The 17,114-nt window shown below is 35.3% G+C and carries 21 protein-coding genes; 3 read left to right on the top strand and 18 right to left on the bottom strand.

The genetic code is table 11. The annotated features are described in order from the left end of the window. Positions 1-13: 13 nt before the first annotated feature. The 16 genes from EJN90_RS13005 to comGA form a co-directional block, all read right to left on the bottom strand. Positions 14-859: a TlyA family RNA methyltransferase gene (locus tag EJN90_RS13005; RefSeq protein ID WP_126111947.1), complete on the bottom strand. Its 846-nt coding sequence runs from the start codon at positions 857-859 to the stop codon at positions 14-16. 2 nt (positions 860-861) lie between these two features. Next, positions 862-1,776, bottom strand: coding sequence for a polyprenyl synthetase family protein (locus EJN90_RS13010; RefSeq protein WP_126111949.1), 915 nt, complete (start codon positions 1,774-1,776; stop codon positions 862-864). A gap of 20 nt (positions 1,777-1,796) precedes the next feature. Beyond that, positions 1,797-2,033, bottom strand: a complete 237-nt coding sequence (locus tag EJN90_RS13015; RefSeq protein ID WP_126111951.1) for an exodeoxyribonuclease VII small subunit — start codon at positions 2,031-2,033, stop codon at positions 1,797-1,799. Beyond that, positions 2,026-3,366: an exodeoxyribonuclease VII large subunit gene (xseA, locus tag EJN90_RS13020; protein WP_126111953.1), complete on the bottom strand. Its 1,341-nt coding sequence runs from the start codon at positions 3,364-3,366 to the stop codon at positions 2,026-2,028. Before xseA ends, EJN90_RS13015 begins: the two co-directional genes overlap by 8 nt. Positions 3,367-3,375: 9 nt before the next feature. Beyond that, positions 3,376-4,221 (bottom strand): bifunctional methylenetetrahydrofolate dehydrogenase/methenyltetrahydrofolate cyclohydrolase FolD, encoded by an 846-nt coding sequence (folD, locus tag EJN90_RS13025; protein ID WP_126111955.1) that lies wholly within the window; start codon positions 4,219-4,221, stop codon positions 3,376-3,378. A 115-nt stretch (positions 4,222-4,336) separates the two neighbouring features. After that, positions 4,337-4,786: a transcription antitermination factor NusB gene (gene nusB / locus EJN90_RS13030; protein ID WP_126111957.1), complete on the bottom strand. Its 450-nt coding sequence runs from the start codon at positions 4,784-4,786 to the stop codon at positions 4,337-4,339. Between the two features lie 3 nt (positions 4,787-4,789). Next, positions 4,790-5,206, bottom strand: coding sequence for an Asp23/Gls24 family envelope stress response protein (locus EJN90_RS13035; protein ID WP_126111959.1), 417 nt, complete (start codon positions 5,204-5,206; stop codon positions 4,790-4,792). Between the two features lie 29 nt (positions 5,207-5,235). Further along, positions 5,236-5,793 carry an elongation factor P gene (gene efp / locus EJN90_RS13040; RefSeq protein ID WP_126111961.1) on the bottom strand — a complete coding sequence of 186 codons (558 nt, stop codon included), beginning with the start codon at positions 5,791-5,793 and terminating at the stop codon, positions 5,236-5,238. Between the two features lie 66 nt (positions 5,794-5,859). Then, entirely contained in the window at positions 5,860-6,921 is a 1,062-nt protein-coding gene (locus EJN90_RS13045) for a M24 family metallopeptidase (protein ID WP_126111963.1), read from the bottom strand. A gap of 234 nt (positions 6,922-7,155) precedes the next feature. After that, the gene (locus EJN90_RS13050; RefSeq protein ID WP_126111965.1) at positions 7,156-7,479 is read right to left on the bottom strand and encodes a hypothetical protein; all 324 of its coding nucleotides are present in this window, start codon (positions 7,477-7,479) and stop codon (positions 7,156-7,158) included. Beyond that, positions 7,457-7,924, bottom strand: coding sequence for a competence type IV pilus minor pilin ComGF (gene comGF, locus EJN90_RS13055; protein WP_126111967.1), 468 nt, complete (start codon positions 7,922-7,924; stop codon positions 7,457-7,459). Before comGF ends, EJN90_RS13050 begins: the two co-directional genes overlap by 23 nt. Continuing rightward, positions 7,899-8,237, bottom strand: a complete 339-nt coding sequence (locus EJN90_RS13060) for a hypothetical protein (RefSeq protein WP_126111969.1) — start codon at positions 8,235-8,237, stop codon at positions 7,899-7,901. The genes comGF and EJN90_RS13060 overlap by 26 nt, the downstream gene beginning before the upstream one ends. Then, a complete protein-coding gene (gene comGD / locus EJN90_RS13065; RefSeq protein WP_126111971.1) occupies positions 8,215-8,679 on the bottom strand; it encodes a competence type IV pilus minor pilin ComGD in 465 nt (154 codons plus the stop codon). The genes EJN90_RS13060 and comGD overlap by 23 nt, the downstream gene beginning before the upstream one ends. Further along, positions 8,666-8,968, bottom strand: a complete 303-nt coding sequence (gene comGC / locus EJN90_RS13070) for a competence type IV pilus major pilin ComGC (RefSeq protein WP_227872519.1) — start codon at positions 8,966-8,968, stop codon at positions 8,666-8,668. Before comGC ends, comGD begins: the two co-directional genes overlap by 14 nt. A 4-nt stretch (positions 8,969-8,972) precedes the next feature. Further along, the gene (gene comGB / locus EJN90_RS13075) at positions 8,973-10,031 is read right to left on the bottom strand and encodes a competence type IV pilus assembly protein ComGB (protein ID WP_126111973.1); all 1,059 of its coding nucleotides are present in this window, start codon (positions 10,029-10,031) and stop codon (positions 8,973-8,975) included. Further along, positions 9,979-11,031 carry a competence type IV pilus ATPase ComGA gene (gene comGA, locus EJN90_RS13080; RefSeq protein WP_227872520.1) on the bottom strand — a complete coding sequence of 351 codons (1,053 nt, stop codon included), beginning with the start codon at positions 11,029-11,031 and terminating at the stop codon, positions 9,979-9,981. Before comGA ends, comGB begins: the two co-directional genes overlap by 53 nt. A gap of 113 nt (positions 11,032-11,144) precedes the next feature. On the opposite strand from comGA, the gene EJN90_RS13085 reads away from it, so the two are divergent. Then, on the top strand, positions 11,145-12,044 hold the full coding sequence (locus EJN90_RS13085) for a YitT family protein (protein ID WP_126111975.1): 900 nt from the start codon (positions 11,145-11,147) through the stop codon (positions 12,042-12,044). Between the two features lie 54 nt (positions 12,045-12,098). On the opposite strand, the gene EJN90_RS13090 is transcribed toward EJN90_RS13085, so the two are convergent. Continuing rightward, on the bottom strand, positions 12,099-12,830 hold the full coding sequence (locus EJN90_RS13090; RefSeq protein WP_126111977.1) for a YebC/PmpR family DNA-binding transcriptional regulator: 732 nt from the start codon (positions 12,828-12,830) through the stop codon (positions 12,099-12,101). Positions 12,831-12,996: 166 nt separating this feature from the next. On the opposite strand from EJN90_RS13090, the gene EJN90_RS13095 reads away from it, so the two are divergent. Continuing rightward, a complete protein-coding gene (locus tag EJN90_RS13095) occupies positions 12,997-14,805 on the top strand; it encodes a M3 family oligoendopeptidase (RefSeq protein ID WP_126111979.1) in 1,809 nt (602 codons plus the stop codon). A 123-nt stretch (positions 14,806-14,928) separates the two neighbouring features. Here the strand turns inward: EJN90_RS13095 and EJN90_RS13100 are convergent, their stop codons facing one another. Beyond that, positions 14,929-15,804 (bottom strand): diacylglycerol/lipid kinase family protein, encoded by an 876-nt coding sequence (locus tag EJN90_RS13100; protein WP_164544095.1) that lies wholly within the window; start codon positions 15,802-15,804, stop codon positions 14,929-14,931. A 225-nt stretch (positions 15,805-16,029) separates the two neighbouring features. On the opposite strand from EJN90_RS13100, the gene trhO reads away from it, so the two are divergent. Next, positions 16,030-17,004 (top strand): oxygen-dependent tRNA uridine(34) hydroxylase TrhO, encoded by a 975-nt coding sequence (gene trhO / locus EJN90_RS13105; protein ID WP_126111983.1) that lies wholly within the window; start codon positions 16,030-16,032, stop codon positions 17,002-17,004. The last annotated feature ends 110 nt before the right edge of the window (positions 17,005-17,114 follow it).

The raw sequence follows: 17,114 nt of genomic DNA on the forward strand, positions 1-17,114 counted from the left end.
CTTATTTCTCCTTTTATCCGAATGGACGCAAGCTGATTGTCTTATTCTTTAATTGGCTATGAGCAGCTTTGATAACCTCGATAATAGAAACTTGCTGGCTTATTATTCCAACTCTTTCTTCGCTGGAAGCTAAGTGAACAAGAAACTCGATATTACCGGTTCCACCAGTAATGGGAGAAAAACTTAATCCATTTACATCAAAGCCCGCTTTTGTTGCAAATTCCAAGATGTTATCAATAACTTCCTTATGAGTGGAGGGATCAGAAACAATCCCCTTTTTTCCCACTTTTTCTTTACCAGCTTCGAATTGGGGTTTTATTAAAGCAACTGCTTCTCCGTTTACGATTAAAATATTTTTTAATACAGGTAGTATAAGTTTTAGAGAAATAAATGAAACGTCCATACAAGCAAATTCAGGTTGTCCATGAGTAAAATCTTCTTGTTTGCTATACCGAAAGTTCATTTTCTCCATGACTACTACCCGATCATCACTGCGTAACTTCCAATCTAACTGATTCGTTCCAACATCTAAGGCATAGCACAATTTGGCTCCATTTTGCAAAGAAACATCTGTAAAACCACCTGTTGAAGAACCAATATCCAGAACAATTTTATCTTTTAACGAGATATTGAATTCATTCAAAGCCTTCTCAAGTTTCAAGCCACCGCGGCTCACATATTTCAATGTTTCTCCTTTTACGTGCAATTGGATTTCATTTTTAATCTTTTCTCCTGGCTTGTCATAACGTTGATTATTTTCATCATAAATTTGACCAGCCATAATCATTCTTTTTGCTTTTTCACGAGTGTCAGCAAGTCCTTGCTGCACAACTAATAAATCGATTCTTTCTTTTTCCATTGTTACGCTCCCACGTTGATTTTCACGTAATCAAGTAATTGAATAAATACACCTAATGTATCTATATCCACCTTTGACACATCAATTGAATTTTTGATTAACTCTATCTGCTCTGTTGCAAGTTCAATCTCTTGTTTCAGATTTTCCATTGCTGGTTCTACCCCTAAAAGCGAAGGGTAGGTGTTTTTCCCTAGTTCTTCATCGCGCTTGGATTCTTTACCTGATTGAGCTGAATTGAAAACAACATCTTTTAAATCATTATGAATCTGGTAAGCCAATCCCAAATGTTCTGCATACTTTAATAAAGCAACACTCGCATTTACAGGGATATCTGCAAGGAGACACCCCGCTGAAATGGCATACTCAATGAGTGCGCCTGTTTTTCGCTTATGGATGTATTCCAATTGCTCAATCGTCAGCTCTTGACTCTCACCTTCAATATCTTCCATCTGACCTGCTACCATTCCATTTGAACCTGCAGCTTCACTAAGACCCTTTGCTAATTGCACTCTTTTACTTAATGATAAATCTTCCTGATCAAGAAGCATGGTGAAAGCAGAAGTAAGTAGTGCGTCTCCCGCTAAAATGGCAATTGCCTCGCTGAATTTCTTGTGGGTCGTTGGATTTCCCCGACGAAAATCATCATTATCCATAGCAGGTAAATCATCATGAATTAAGGAATAGGTATGAATCCATTCCAGAGCGGCAGCAATCGGAAAAGCTTGTTGCAGACTTCCTTTACCGAATTTTACAGCAGCAATTACTAGTAAAGGTCGAAATCTTTTACCACCTGTTGAAAGAGAGTATCTCATTGCTTTCAATAAAGTAGACGAATCAGAGGCATATTTTTCTAATGAACCAACTAAAAATTCTTCAAATTGATTTAGCTCATTACTTAATAAAGCTTGATTGCTCATACGATTTACTCACTCTTTTCTTATTGATTAGTTTCTTCATAATCCTGAATGCTTCCATCTGGAGAAATAATTTTTGTCAAAGTTTTTTCTGCATTATTTAAAGTATCTTGGCAGTGTTTACTTAGTTCCATTCCTTCTTGAAATTGTTTTAACGCATCCTCTAAGGGAACATCTCCTGACTCAAGACTTGATACAATTCCTTCTAATTTTTTCATTGCTTCTTCAAATGTTAAAGCTTCTACATTACTCTCAGCCATTATTTTCCTCCTGAATTGTCTTAATTTCTGCTTGTACATTTCCATCTTGAAAATGTATGTTGATTTCATTTCCTGCTTCCAGTTGATTAACTGATTTGATAATTTTTTTGTCAAAGGTCGTGTACGAATATCCTCTTGCCATTATTTTTAGTGGACTCAACAAATCCAAGGACTCCATCGTTTGGGCTAATGAACGTTTTTGATTATCCATATATCGGTTTATTACATCCAGCAAATCTTTATCCAGGTTCTGCCACTCTCTTTGCAGCATACGAACTTGATTCTTGGGACTAACATTCTTAATTCTTAAATCTAATTGATGGTGTTGATGAGAGAATGTTTGATACTTTTGATTTGTTAAACTTTGAAGTTGATTGGTCATTTGATCAAGTTTCAATAAATGGGCTTCATATAAGCGCTTGGGTTGACGAAAGATATAAGAGTGCATCAAGCGATTCAACTGTTCCTGGCGAACTGCCAGATTCCCTTTCAAAGATTGATAGAGACGTTGCTCTTGTTTTTGAATATCCTGCAGTACATCAGTCAGCACTGGAACCGATAGTTCAGCAGCGGCAGTCGGCGTTGCCGCACGTACGTCTGCAGCAAGGTCCGAAAGAGTGGTATCTGTTTCATGGCCCACCGATGAAATAATCGGCACATTCATTTCAACGATTTGGCGAACGACTGCTTCTTCATTGAAAGACCACAAATCCTCAATAGAACCGCCGCCACGGCCAATAATGACAACATCAAAATCATTTTTAGCATTAATTTTTTTTAAATTTTGAACGATACTCTTTACTGATTCTTTTCCCTGTACAACCGTTGGATATAGAATAATTTGAGCAATTGGATACCTTCTTTTGATTGTCGTCATGATATCTCTAATAACAGCACCACTTGGACTTGTCACAACTGCAATTTTTTTAGGATAAAGAGGGAGTTCTCTTTTTTGTCTTGAAAATAGACCTTCCTTGCTTAACTTTTCTTTTAATTCCGAATAAGCTTGATACAGCGCTCCAATGCCGTCTGGCTCCATATGTTCAATAACCATATTATAGCTACCGCTAGGCTCATAAACGTTCACCCGTCCAACCAGTAAGACTTTCATCCCTTCTTGTAAATTAAATTTTAATTGGCTGAATTCTCTACGGTACATGACAGCTTGGATTAATGAATGATCATCTTTAATACTGAAGTATTGATGATTGGGTCTCTTTCTAAAATTTGAAATCTCCCCAGTTAAATAAACGCGTTCCAAATAAGGGTCAGCATCAAATTTTCGTTTAATATATTTTGTTAAAGCTGTAACCGTTAAATACTGTGTACTCACTTATCCACCTCAGTTCAATTCTGCTTTTCGGATGGTTTGTTCTAATAACATTGTGATTGTCATTGGTCCAACTCCACCTGGAACAGGAGTAATATAACTTGCAATCCCCATTGCCGACTGCGTATCAACATCGCCAATTAATTTTCCATTCTCATCTCGATTCATTCCCACATCGACAACAACCGCCCCTGTCTTCAGATCATCACCGGAAATGAAATGTCCTCTGCCGATTGCGGCAACAACGATATCAGATTCTTTGATTAATTTCTTCAATTCTTGAGTACGGGAATGTGCAATCGTAACTGTTGCATTTTCATTCATCAGCATCATAGCCATCGGTTTTCCAACAATGTTGCTTCTACCGATTACAAGTGCTTTTTTTCCTTCAAAAGATATTTCATATTCTTTTAGAAGCATCATGATTCCATATGGAGTGCAAGGTAATGTCCCTTCATTCCCTAAAAAGAAATTCCCCATATTCATTGGATGAAATCCATCTACATCTTTTTCGTATTGGATGGATAAGAGTACTTTTTGTTCATCAATATGTTTTGGTAATGGCAACTGAACCAGTATGCCATGAACAAAATCATCCTCATTTAATTTTTTTACTTCATTGAGCAATTCTGATTCTGTAGTCGTTTCTGGCAAACGAATGACCTGTGAATTTATGCCTGCTTGGTTAGCTTGTCGTTCTTTATTACGAACGTAAACTTGGCTCGCCTTATCTTCGCCAACTAATATGACCGTTAATCCAGGAATGATTCCTTTTTCTTTTAATTTCTGTACACGTTCTTTCATTTCTGCTTGCATTTTAACTGCTAATTTTTTTCCCTCAAGTAATTGCGTGTTCATATCCTCATTCCTTCTTATGTTGTTTTCTATTATTTTACCATACACAGTTATTTTAGAAAGAACTAGCTGACCAACAAATTTTCTGGGCAATAAGAAAAACCCTTAATGAAACTCATTAAGGATTTTCGATATTACTCATTAAATTGGATAAAACTCCATTAATAAATTTTCGAGAACTTTCATCACAATATTCTTTTGCTAATTCGATTGCTTCATTCAAAGCAACTTTGCTGGGAACTTCGCTCTCTTCAACAAAGACCATTTCATAAACAGCTAATTGTAAAATAATCCCATCTGTTCTTGGTAATCTTTCGAATGTCCATTTTTTTAAATAAGGACGTATCTGTTCGTTGATTTCTTCTTGTTTCTCGATTACACCATTCACTAGTTCATTTAAATATGACTCATTTGGCAATTCCTCATCTTCATTCAGATCTTCTTGTTCACTTAGACGAGCCATCCTAATGGCTGTTTCTTTGTCTAATTCATCATTAGATTTTAATTGAAAAATTGCTTGCAAAGCCTTTTCCCTAACCTGGTGACGATTAAGTGGTGGAAAAGTCACAGTTTACTCCCCCAGTTCTTTCTGGATACTCAACTGTTGTTTTTCAACCTCTTTTGGTGTAACAAGTCCCACTACATGAACGTTTACCATACTCACTTCTAAATCGCTCATAAATAAAATTTGCTCTTTTACTTTTTGTTGAATTTCCATTGCTACTTGAGGCACTGATGCACCATATTTTATAAAACAATAGATGTCTACAGATAGTCCATTTTCATCAATTTCTAAATGAACACCTTTGTTATGGGCAGAGCGTCCGAGTAATTCGTTAACGCCGCTTTTAAAAGATCCTTGCATCGCATATACACCTTCTACTTCATGCGTTGCTACTCCAGAAATAACTTCAAGAACTTCTGGTGCAATTTCGATCTTCCCAAGAGTTGTGTTCTTTTCCTTAATAGAAATATTTGTTTCTTCCATTGTTTTTTACCCCTCTTTCTATTGGTAACTTACGCACGTGAAACATAAGTTCCTTCAGATGTATTTACGATGAGCTGATCGCCCGCATTTACAAAGAATGGAACGTTAATAACTAAGCCAGTCTCCATAGTTGCTGGTTTTGAACCACCTGAAGCTGTATCGCCCTTAATTCCTGGTTCAGTTTCTGCTACAGTTAATGTAACCGTATTTGGTAAATCAACACCTAGTGTTTCAGCCCCGTACATAATCAAATGAACTTCCATGTTTTCTTTTAGATAGTTTAGTTCGTCTTCAATTTGTTCTGAGCCTAATTCTACTTGTTCATAGTCATCCATATCCATGAATACATGAGAATCTCCAGAAGCATATAAATATTGCATTTTTCGATTTGAAATATGCGCACGGCCTACTTTTTCATTCGATCGAAAAGTTTTTTCTTGTACCGCTCCTGTACGAAGATTTTTTAATTTTGAGCGAACAAAAGCAGCTCCTTTACCAGGCTTAACATGCTGGAAGTCTAATACTCTCCAAAGTCCTCCATCCATTTCAATTGTTAATCCTGTTTTAAAATCGTTTACTGAAATCATATCTTTTCCTCCCGAGAGATGCTTTTGCTTTAGTTTACCATATTGTAAGGCTTAGTTGCTATTGAATTAAAGAATTATCAGTTCTTTTGGTGAAAATGTAAGAACTTCATTTCCATCAGCAGTTAATAATAAATCATCTTCAATACGAACGCCACCAAGTCCATCTATATAAATTCCTGGTTCATTTGTAATCACATTATTTTCTACAAGAACTTTCGGTGATTTTTGAGAAGTATTTGGTCCTTCATGAATTTCTAGACCAATACCATGACCGTTAGAATGACCAAAATACTCACCATAACCTTTTTCGGTAATATAGTCTCTTGCAATACTATCTACTTCTATCCCAGTCATGCCTGGTTTTGCTTCTTCATTTACCTTTAGCTGCGCTTGTAAAACAATATCATAGATTTCTTTCAGCTTTGGATCTGGCTCTCCAACGGATACAGTACGTGTCATATCCGAAACATAACCATTATAATAACAACCAAAGTCAATTGTGACAAAATCTCCCTGCTCAATTATTTTTTCGCTTGCAACTCCATGAGGCATAGCAGAACGATATCCACTAGCAACAATCGTATCAAAAGATACACTTGTTGCGCCTAATTTACGCATATGGAAATCTAAACGGTTTGCGATTTCAATCTCTGAAACACCTGGTTTGATGTAGTCAAGGATATACTTAAATCCAGCATCTGCAATTTCACAAGCTTTTTTGATTGTAGCAATCTCTTCTGCGTCTTTTACTTCCCTCAATTCTTCAATCATACCGCTGATTGGAATAAGGTCGCAATCAAGTAAAATTTCTAACTGATCATAACTTCTAAAAGATACAAAGGCATCTTCAAAACCTAATTGTTCAATTGAGTTTTCTTCTACAATTTTTTTGACTTCATCAAATATAGGCCCGACATTTTTAACAATTGTATATCCTTTTGCCTGATTTCCAGCTTGTTTTGTATAACGAAAATCTGTTACAAAATATGCTTTCTCTTGTGTTACAACTGCCAAACCTGTTGTTCCGGTAAAATTGGATACATATCGCAAATTATAAGGACTTGTCACAAGAACCGCATCTAACTTTTCTTGTTTTAGTACTTCTTGTAGTTTTGAAAGTCTACTCACTTCATCTACTTCCTTTCAAGTTTAAACATAAGAATGAAATAATCCTCTCCTATTATAACAAAGAAATATCTTATGAGGGAATAATTATGAAAGTAACCGGCGTTTTTCATCATAAACTAGAAAAGCGAACAAGCCCGCCTTGGCAGCTAGACGCAGAAAGCACAAAAACATTGTACTGCCTTATTCTAAAACAAAAAAGAGAACCAATCCTTTCGACCGATCCTCTTTCTCACCCTACTTGTCATTTTTAATTATTATTTCTTCTGAAAATCCAGATGGCAACAAACTAACTAATAAAATTGTCTCTTCCGAATAATTTGTTGCGGTTACCTTACCGACATTATAGTGAAACACTCTGTTTTCCCCGCCTGTTTCTCTCATATATTTTTCTGATAAAGCAAGAATCGTTTGTGAACAATAATGTTCGTTTAATAAGTGATACGTCTCCATTTGATTTTGATAAACATTATGAACACTGTAAAAACATATTTGTACCAGCACGACTGATAAAAGGATAATTGGAAGAATAGATCCTTTATTGTTTATCTTTCTTTTCAACCGGTACCATTCCTTTCAGTATCTGCCCATTAGAAAAGTGTATTTCTATATCCACACTTTTCTTCATTTGGGTATCTCGATAAGTTACTTCTCTTATTTTCGTCAACATTGGCACATACCCGGCATTATTCTTTTTACGAATAATTTCATTGTGCTTCCATTCATATTTAATTTTGTTCTTTGTACCGTTTTCGTCAAAATCCAACTGTTGTTTTGTACGCAAGGATAGTGTCTTATCAGTTAAATCATTTTCCATTTGATTTAAAAATAGATGCCACTCAATATTTTTATCAGTATGAACATTTTGCTGAAAGCCTTGTAAAGTTTGAAAAGTTAGACCGATCAATAATAATATGAGCGTATTTACAAATAAGGATAGTAAACTTTCGAACAGTGTGAAACCTTGATTATTTTTTATCTTATTCAATCTGAAGTAATTCAACATAGTAAACTTCCGTTCTTTTTGAGGTATTCGATTCAACGATAATTGTTCTATGATTATTTTTAGCCCTTGCTTCTAAAAATACACCATCACTTTGACGAATCTGACTTTCCATTTCACTGGAATCCTCTCTGCTTTCAATAGCAACGTCTTGGAAGAAACGCCAAACTTCTACTTCCCTTTTCTTCATGCTGATTTGTGAAAACATGAAGGATATCAGGGGAACAATTGTAATGATGACAACACTAATAATCATCATTCCCGTCATACTCTCAATCAATATCGATCCCTTTCTATCGTTTAATTTCTTCCACACGATATCTCCCCATTCCCATTTGCACAGTAATCTTTGTTGTTAGCTTTTCAGTCGAAAATTGAATCGTTCTTGGTTGAATGTATCCACTCTCACTTTTTATCCAAAAATTTTGATTTGTATCACTTGCGACACCTTCCGGAACAGACAAAACATCATCCTTAAAGTAAGGATTACTACTTTCAACATAAAAATGAATGGATGTCTCTCCATTAATTGTTCGCATTTCTACTTTTACTGGTTTGTTTTGAATAACTGCATAATTTTGCGCTTTTTCGATTTCGGTTAAGAAATCATCCACAAAAAGTCTCATAGAATAATTGTCAGTTGAAAATTGAGATATCGGCGTACTTAAAAGCAAGACAATGGACAGTATAAAAAGAACAAGCAAGGATTCAAATAATGTGAAGCCGTTTTTTCTTAATCTCTTGTTATCTTCCAACACTAATTTCCCATTCTATCGCTTTGGTATGTTGGCTCTGATTAATATAGCCTTCAGATAATAGAAGCTCCATTGTAGCTGTTTTCCCTGAATTTTCTAATTCAAACAAATCCATTTGTGACTCTATTAATCGTTCGAGAGCAACCTTTCCATCCTCATTTACTTGTTGTCCTGTTTTATTTAAATTGGGGATAATTAATAAACTAAGCACGGAAATAATAAGCAAAACAATTAACATTTCTACTAGTGAAAACCCAGAACGTTCCTTCATTCTTTTCATTATTTTATTCACTTTATTAAACTCCTCTCATCATGCTTAACATTGGCAACATCAAAATTCCATATATTGAAATAATGATGAGACCAATAATTAAAAATAAAATTGGTTGAAGCCAATTGATTTTTTTCTCAATATCCGCTAGTAAAATTCGATAACATTCCTGTGAATAAATTTTTAATTTTATACCCAGTTGACTTGTCAATTGACCATGATAAATAATCCAAGTCATTTCTTCCCTGAAAAACGGAATACTGGTGATAATCGTTGGTAAGTTTTCTCCACTTTTTAAATCTTTCGATAACTTAGTGGCCACTTCTATTATTAAAGAATTCGTAGGCTCCGCTTCCATCATCTCAATGATTTGATAGATTGATTGACCGCTAAGCAAAGAATAAGCAAATTCTCTTGAAAAAAAGAATGTGTAATAGTCTTTGTACCATTTTCCAAATAACGGAATCCTTTCTAAAGAAACGGCTTGGTCATAAGCGCTCTTTTTCTTAAATTTTACTCTCCATAATAAAATAATAATCCATATAATACTTAGAATAATCAGAAGTATTTGTGGAAAATAGGATAAGAAGAAAATTAAAAAAATGGTTGTTTTGCTATCCGTACTCGTTGAATTACGGATAGTCGGCAACAGGAATTGACGAATGGCAAATAACATCATTGTCGCTAATCCTAAGAGGAACATAGGATAAATCGCTATTTTCTGAAATTGTTTTATTTGTTTTTGCTTTATTGAAATATGCTCCGAACAAAACTGAAGTGTTTCGATAAAGTTTCCGTGAATCATTGAAAATTGAAGTTGGACAATTAATTGTTCCGAAAAACCAAGTAAATGTAAACTAGTTGGAAAGGAATTCCCTGCCTCCATTTCATTAATAATTTTTTGGATATCATTTTTTTCTTTTACCATCATCACTTGTAAAAAGCGCAGCCCATCTGATAGTGAGAATCCTTCTTGCAATAATTCCGATATTCGCTTTAGGAAAATATCTTGTTGTTTTAATTTCCATTTTTCAGAAGATTTGGTGATTCTCGAAATCTTTTTGTGTAATATACCCACATCCATATGCTTTCCGCAACTTTTGGTTCATAGTCACAAAGTGCGGCCTTTCCCCTCCTTCCTTGTATAGAATATTTTTCAGCGCGGGGCCCATAAGTATCTCAAACAAAATAGCCTTTTTATAATGGATAGGAAAGTGTTCGCAATAAATCGAACAAGCTCCTTCACAAAAACAACAATTCTTATTAATCATTCTTTGGGAAACAATACCTACCAAAGATTGTTTTAATTGTTCATAAGATACGTCCATCTCCAGCATTCGCTCAATGACCCCCGTACATTCTTTGGCGTGTATTGTAGCAATGACTAAGTGCCCAGTCAGCGCGCTTCGAATAACCATTCTTGCTGTTTCTTCATCGCGTATCTCCCCAATCACTAATATGTCCGGATGATGCCGCAGTGACTGTTTAATGAGTACTTCATAATTCAATCCTGCCCGCTCATTTATTTCAGACTGTAAAAAACGCGGTTCTTTAATTTCGACTGGATCTTCCATGGTTATGATTTGCAAGGGTTCTTTGGCATACTGTTTGCGAAGAAAATGATAAATCGTTGTCGTTTTTCCAGAACTTACTGGACCAGAAAAAAGAATTAACCCACTCTTATAATTGAGTAATTTCTCAAGTTTACAATAATCTTTTGGGAAAAAGACTTCCATATCCTGCTGATTCAAGTTTCCTTCTGAATACAAAATACGTAAAACCATCGATTCTTGATATAAATAGTTTGAAATGGTTGATATTCTGAGTTCAATATTTTCTTTATTCATCTTGATATTACAAGATCCCGATTGTGGTTTGCGCCTTTCCCCGATATCCATATTTGATAAAAACTTAAAATAGGAAAGATATTTTTCTCCCATTTCTGACGATAAATCCATCATTTTCTTTAAGCCTGAAGGAACTCGGAAGTAAACACCGTATTTCGTTTCGTTTGGCAGGATATGAATATCACTTACACCCGATTTCATCGCTAAATGAATCATTTCATTTGTTTTTTGATCCAATATCTTCTCCCTCCATTCATATATATAGTTCCTCTAAAGAACTTCATTCCATTTTTTTCTTTAATATTTGTTATACTAATTCTTGAAAGTGTTTTATTTGAGGAGGACATTCAATGAAAAGAAAAACAAGTACTTCTATTATTTTATGCACAATCGGTGCTCTTATTTTTTCTATTGCTATCAATACTTTTTCTATTCCTAATAATTTAGGGGAAGGAGGCGTTACAGGGATTGGATTAATGATGTATTATCTAACAAATATTCCAGTATCCGTAACAACTATTGTACTGAATGGATTTATCTTGCTTGTCGGATATCGCTATTTAGACAAAAAAACGATGGCTTTGACCATCTTGTCCACTATTCTCGTTTCCCTTTTCTTACAACTCACTTATGGTTGGCAATATGAAATGAATCATGCGATTCTTGCGCCTCTTTGTTCAGGTGCTCTGGTTGGTTTAAGTTTGGGCATTATTATGCAAGCGGGCGGTTCAACTGCTGGAACAGACATCATTGCTTTAATCATGAATAAATATTTTGGTTGGAGTACAGGTATCGCATTAGTCATTATTGATATCATTATTGTCGTCCCTTCTATTTTCGTTATTGGATTAGAGAATGTTGTTTTAACAGTCGTTCATTTATATGTGCAAACGAAAGTCTTAAATTTTATTTTAGAAGGATTTAATCCAAAGAAATCAATATTTATTATTTCGAATAAATATGAAGAAATATCTCTTGAAATTGATCGAGTAATTGGTAGAGGAATGACACTTTTTGATGCAACAGGATACTATCGTAAAGATAATAAAAAAGTAATCATGGTTGTTATCAATCGCCAGCAAATTATGCCATTAAACAAACTCATTGCTGAAATTGACTCTAATGCTTTTGTAGTCATCAGTGAGGTTCAAAACGTAGTTGGTGAAGGCTTTTCTTATGCAATATCCGACGAAGAATACCAACATAAAATCAATGAATTCATAGAATCAGGAGAAAAAAAGACGCGATGAAATACACAAAAAAAGCAAAAGATACGATCAAGGTATCTTTTGCTTTTTTATTTATTATTCTGTTAAATTCCCGTTGTGGTAAACTTCTTGAACATCGTCGTCATCTTCAAGTTTTTCTAACATCACTTTAAATAACTCTTCTTTGTCAGCATCGATGTCAATCATTGTTTGAGGAACCATGGTTGATTCTGCTTGTGCTAGTTTATATCCTTCAGCTTCTAATGCATCACGGACATCATTTAAATCAGCCGGGTCAGTATAGATTTCAAAAACTTCTTCACTTGTTTCAAGTTCTTCCCCACCAGCCTCTAGAACGCTCATTAACATGGTATCTTCGTCTACGTCTAAACCTTCACGTTCAATCGCGATATAGCCTTTGCGATCAAACATGTAAGCAACAGAGCCTGACTCACCTAGAGAGCCACCATTTTTATTAAATGCCACGCGGATATTTGTAGCACTTCGGTTTCGATTATCTGTCAATGCTTGTACTAAGACAGCCACACCATTCGGTCCGTATCCTTCATAAGTCACTTCTTCATAGTTTTCGCCTTCTCCAGCTGACGATGCTTTTTTAATCGCACGATTAATATTATCGTTCGGCATGTTCGCTGCTTTTGCTTTTTCAATTTTCAAACGTAACGCAGGATTAGACGAGGGATCCGGTCCACCACTTTTTGCAGCCACGTAAATTTCTTTCGAAAATTTTTGGAAAACTTTTCCACGTTGTTGATCTGCTGCACCTTTAGAATTTTTAATTTTACTCCATTTTGAATGTCCAGCCATTCAATCCCTCTTCTCTATGTTTAATTCATCTATTTATTCTATCAATTATCAGACTATAGTGCAATTCCTTCTTAACACTTTCTCATTGAATTGTTTTGCAATTTTTCGTTTCTTATTCTAAAGTTAGTAGAGCACAAACTTATTATCACTTTGGAAGGAGAGTTTTATGAAATATAGTTTAACGTGGGATTTGGAATCCCTTTTCTCAGGAGGAAGTCATTCAACAGAATTACAAGATAAATTGAGGAAAATAGAAACAGCTATTCATGAGTATGCAGATTTAAATGAAGATTGGGAACCATCGAAGGACCAGCCTAAATATACAGTCCTTACGTCATTGATTGATAAAGCGGAAGAAATTACAAATGGTTTATCACAAACCGGCAGTTTTATTAACGCCATCCAATCGGCAGATGTGACAAATACACATGCACCGATTGTCCGTAATCAAATTGCAAAACTAGGCAGCCAATACTCAATCTTCCAAACTTCAGTTATCAAGAAGTTAGCTGCAATTCCAGAAAGAGATTTTGATGCTCTGCTAGCACTTGATTCTTTCAAAGAATTAGCTTTTTCGCTCAGGGAAACACGTGAAAAAGGAAGTCGTTTATTGAGTGAAGCAGAAGAAAGTATGCTATCAAAATTAAGCCAAGATGGATTCCACGCTTGGAGTGACCATTATGATACCTTGGTCTCTTACATTAAGATTCCATTCCAAGCAAAAGATGGTTCCATCCAAGAACTATCTGCTGGACAAGCGATGAATCGAATGTACTCCGATCCTGATCAGGCAGTCCGCAAACAATTATTCGATGAATGGGAAAAAGCTTGGGGTAATTTTGCGCCTTTATTCGCTGAAACATTGAATCATTTGCAAGGATTCCGCTTAGAAGATTATGCTCTACATGGTATAACAGATTTTATGGAAGAACCTCTTCGCTATAACCGTATCGAAAAAGAAACATTGGATGCTATGTGGAATGCAATTTCTTCCAATAAACAACCTTACTTAGACTTTTTAAATCGTAAAGCGGCACTAATGGGAAAAGAACAATTAGCTTGGTACGACGTGGATGCGCCCATTTCTATTGGTGAATTCGAGGCAAAAACATTTACTTATGACGAAGCAGTTGATTTTATTGTAGATAATTTTGCTAAATTTGGTCCTATTCTTGCTAATTTCGCACAAGAACTTGTTGAAAAACGTTGGGTAGAAGCTGAAGACCGTTCTGGTAAGAGACCAGGCGGGTATTGTACGAGCTTGCCAGAGTCAAAAGAATCACGAATTTTTATGACATTTACTGGATCGGCTAGCGACATGAGTACATTGGCACACGAAATCGGTCATGCATTCCATAGTTATACAATGTGGGATTTACCAAGAATGAATACTCATTATGCAATGAATGTTGCTGAGACAGCTTCCACTTTTGCAGAAACGATCGTATCAAGTGCAACTGTTGAAGCCGCTGAAACGGATGAAGAGAAAATTTCACTACTCAATACAAAGCTGGAGAATGCGACTGCTATGTTTTTAAACATTCACTCTCGTTTCCTGTTTGAAAAATCATTTTATACCGAAAGACAAAAAGGTTTGGTTTCTTCTGAACAACTATCCGAGTTGATGGTTCATGCTCAAAAAGAAGCTTACCAAAACCAATTAAGTGAATATCATCCACATTTTTGGGCGTCAAAACTTCATTTCTTTATTGATAATGTACCCTTTTATAATTTCCCATATACGTTTGGTTTCCTGTTTAGTTTAAGTATTTTTGCGGAATATCAAAAAGAAGCGAATGGTTTTGAGGAGAAGTATATGGCTCTCTTAAGAGATACGGCTGTTATGAAGACAGAAGATCTTGTTAAAAAGCACTTAGGAAAAGATATTACAAAAGAAGCTTTTTGGGAACAAGGCTTAGCAATTATGGAGAAAGATGTTAAATCTTTCTTAGCTCTTACTGATAAACTTATTTAAATATTCAAAACAAAATGAGTGCGAAAAAAATAGACAAAGGAGCTGGGAGTTTTTTTCCAGCTCCTTTGTTTTAGTTATTTTCTACCTCCAATGTCTAGCGACTTAAGATAGGTTTCTCCATTTTTAAAAAGGTACAAAGACAGAAAGAACTGCTGGGAGTATTCTTATTTGGAGTGGAAACTGGTTTTCCTTATCCCCATCAACATTGATGGGTAAAGAAGCACTTTCTGTTTCTATCTCGACATGTCTGGTTTTTTCAATGGATATCGCTTTATCATTGGATATGGACCCGATAATAATTTTCCACACAAACACAGCTGCACCAATAAGACGAAATTTCGGAAAAATCATCATATGTAAAAAACCATCATCTGCTTTTGCAGTATGAAAAAAGTTTTTCATACTGGCTACAGAATTATGTAATGAAAGCACAATAAGTGATGTTTCAATTACTCTGCATTCATTATTTATAGTTACCCTGACTCGGAACGGTTTTTGTCGAAAGGCATATCGTGCTCCATTTACCAGATAGGATAAGGCGCCCCATCTTGTCTTCGCAGACACACTAACATTTTGTATTGCTTCCGGTATACCACCTATCGCAATTAATGATATAAAATAATCATCATTCACTTGACCAACATCAATCTTTTTTATAGAAGTATTTGGAATATTTTCAATCGCTTTTTCAGCTGGAAGTGGGATTTTTAAAGATCTTGCTACATCATTCACTGTACCATTTGGAATAATACCGAGATGGATGCCAGAATTGTTTTTCACAATGCCATTAACCACCTCTTTAATTGTCCCATCCCCACCGACACAATAAATTGATTGATGGCTATCGTGGATTGCTTGCTTTGTAAAACACTCTGCATCCCCTTTTTTCTTCGTGTAACGCACCTCAATATCCAAGTAACGTGTAGACAGTGCACTTAAAATTTTCGGAAGCAACTCTGCTCCATTTGCCTTCCCAGAAGAAGGATTAATTATTAACAAACAGCTTTCCATCCAGAAGTTACTCCTTTATCAGCTTAATAAAATTTATATTTTTGCTCTTTTAGAGAGACGCTCGGTCTCTCTTTACAAAATTACTTCTATATAATTATATCATTTATTGGAATAGAGATAAATGAAAGTCCCCTATCATCAAAGTCTAGCCATTATCTTTATTTCGTTGTATAATTAATAGTTGGATAGCAAGAAAGAACGGAGGAATTAAATATGGTTGAATCTTATCGTGTGTTACTATTTTATAAGTATGTAACCATTGAAGAGCCAGAAATATTTACGAAACATCATTTGAAGTTTTGTAAAGACTTAGGAATTAAAGGAAGAATTTTAATATCGGGAGAAGGCATTAATGGTACTCTTTCCGGTACAATTGAACAAACTGATGCTTATATGACATATATGAATGAAGACGAACGCTTTAATGATATTATGTGGAAAATCGATGAAGCTGATGGGCATGCTTTTAAAAAAATGTTTGTCCGCTATCGTCCTGAAATAGTAACCTTACAACTTGGAGAAGATGATTTAAATCCAAACGAAACCACGGGTGAATATCTTTCACCACGAGAATTCAGAGAGGCACTGCTTGATGAAGACACAGTTGTCATTGATGCTCGAAATGACTATGAATTTGATTTGGGACACTTTCGCGGCGCTGTACGTCCAGATATTCGTTCATTTCGTGAATTACCAGATTGGATTCGCGAAAACAAGGAAGAATTTATGGATAAACGGGTAGTTACCTATTGTACTGGCGGAATTCGCTGTGAAAAATTTTCTGGCTGGTTAGTCAAAGAAGGTTTTAAAGATGTTGCCCAGCTTCATGGTGGAATTGCGACTTATGGAAAAGACCCGGAAGTTCAAGGAGAACTTTGGGATGGAAAAATGTATGTTTTTGACGAAAGAATCGCTGTTGACATTAATCGAAAAGAACATGTCATCGTGGGTAAAGATTGGTTTGACGAAACACCTTGTGAGCGTTATGTAAATTGTGCTAATCCAGATTGCAATCGTCAAATGCTTTGTTCAGAAGAGAATGAATATAAATATCTAAGAAGCTGTTCTCATGAATGTCGCCTTGTAGAAACAAATCGCTATGTCATTGAACACAAACTTTCTGAAGACCAAGTAAACGAACGTCTTGCAACAATCGCTCAAGAAAGCCATCAATCCGTCTCAATATAAAATAATTAGAGTCAAAAGAAACCAGATATATTACATACTGGTTTCTTTTTTGTTTCTATATAAACACGTTAATAGCTATAGAGTAATATTTTTGTTATAATAGCTCCGAT

The organism is Jeotgalibaca ciconiae, assembly GCF_003955755.1.
In the GTDB taxonomy this organism is placed as follows: Bacteria; Bacillota; Bacilli; order Lactobacillales; family Aerococcaceae; genus Jeotgalibaca; species Jeotgalibaca ciconiae.

Bases quoted from the DNA above. Each gene is read 5' to 3' on its own strand.
- EJN90_RS13005 (WP_126111947.1), bottom strand. From the start codon at position 859: ATGGAAAAAGAAAGAATCGATTTATTAGTTGTGCAGCAAGGACTTGCT.
- EJN90_RS13010 (WP_126111949.1), bottom strand. From the start codon at position 1,776: ATGAGCAATCAAGCTTTATTAAGTAATGAGCTAAATCAATTTGAAGAA.
- EJN90_RS13015 (WP_126111951.1), bottom strand. From the start codon at position 2,033: ATGGCTGAGAGTAATGTAGAAGCTTTAACATTTGAAGAAGCAATGAAA.
- folD (WP_126111955.1), bottom strand. From the start codon at position 4,221: ATGAACACGCAATTACTTGAGGGAAAAAAATTAGCAGTTAAAATGCAA.
- EJN90_RS13035 (WP_126111959.1), bottom strand. From the start codon at position 5,206: ATGGAAGAAACAAATATTTCTATTAAGGAAAAGAACACAACTCTTGGG.
- efp (WP_126111961.1), bottom strand. From the start codon at position 5,793: ATGATTTCAGTAAACGATTTTAAAACAGGATTAACAATTGAAATGGAT.
- comGF (WP_126111967.1), bottom strand. From the start codon at position 7,924: ATGTTGAATTACTTCAGATTGAATAAGATAAAAAATAATCAAGGTTTC.
- comGB (WP_126111973.1), bottom strand. From the start codon at position 10,031: ATGGATGTGGGTATATTACACAAAAAGATTTCGAGAATCACCAAATCT.
- EJN90_RS13085 (WP_126111975.1), top strand. From the start codon at position 11,145: ATGAAAAGAAAAACAAGTACTTCTATTATTTTATGCACAATCGGTGCT.
- EJN90_RS13090 (WP_126111977.1), bottom strand. From the start codon at position 12,830: ATGGCTGGACATTCAAAATGGAGTAAAATTAAAAATTCTAAAGGTGCA.
- EJN90_RS13095 (WP_126111979.1), top strand. From the start codon at position 12,997: ATGAAATATAGTTTAACGTGGGATTTGGAATCCCTTTTCTCAGGAGGA.
- trhO (WP_126111983.1), top strand. From the start codon at position 16,030: ATGGTTGAATCTTATCGTGTGTTACTATTTTATAAGTATGTAACCATT.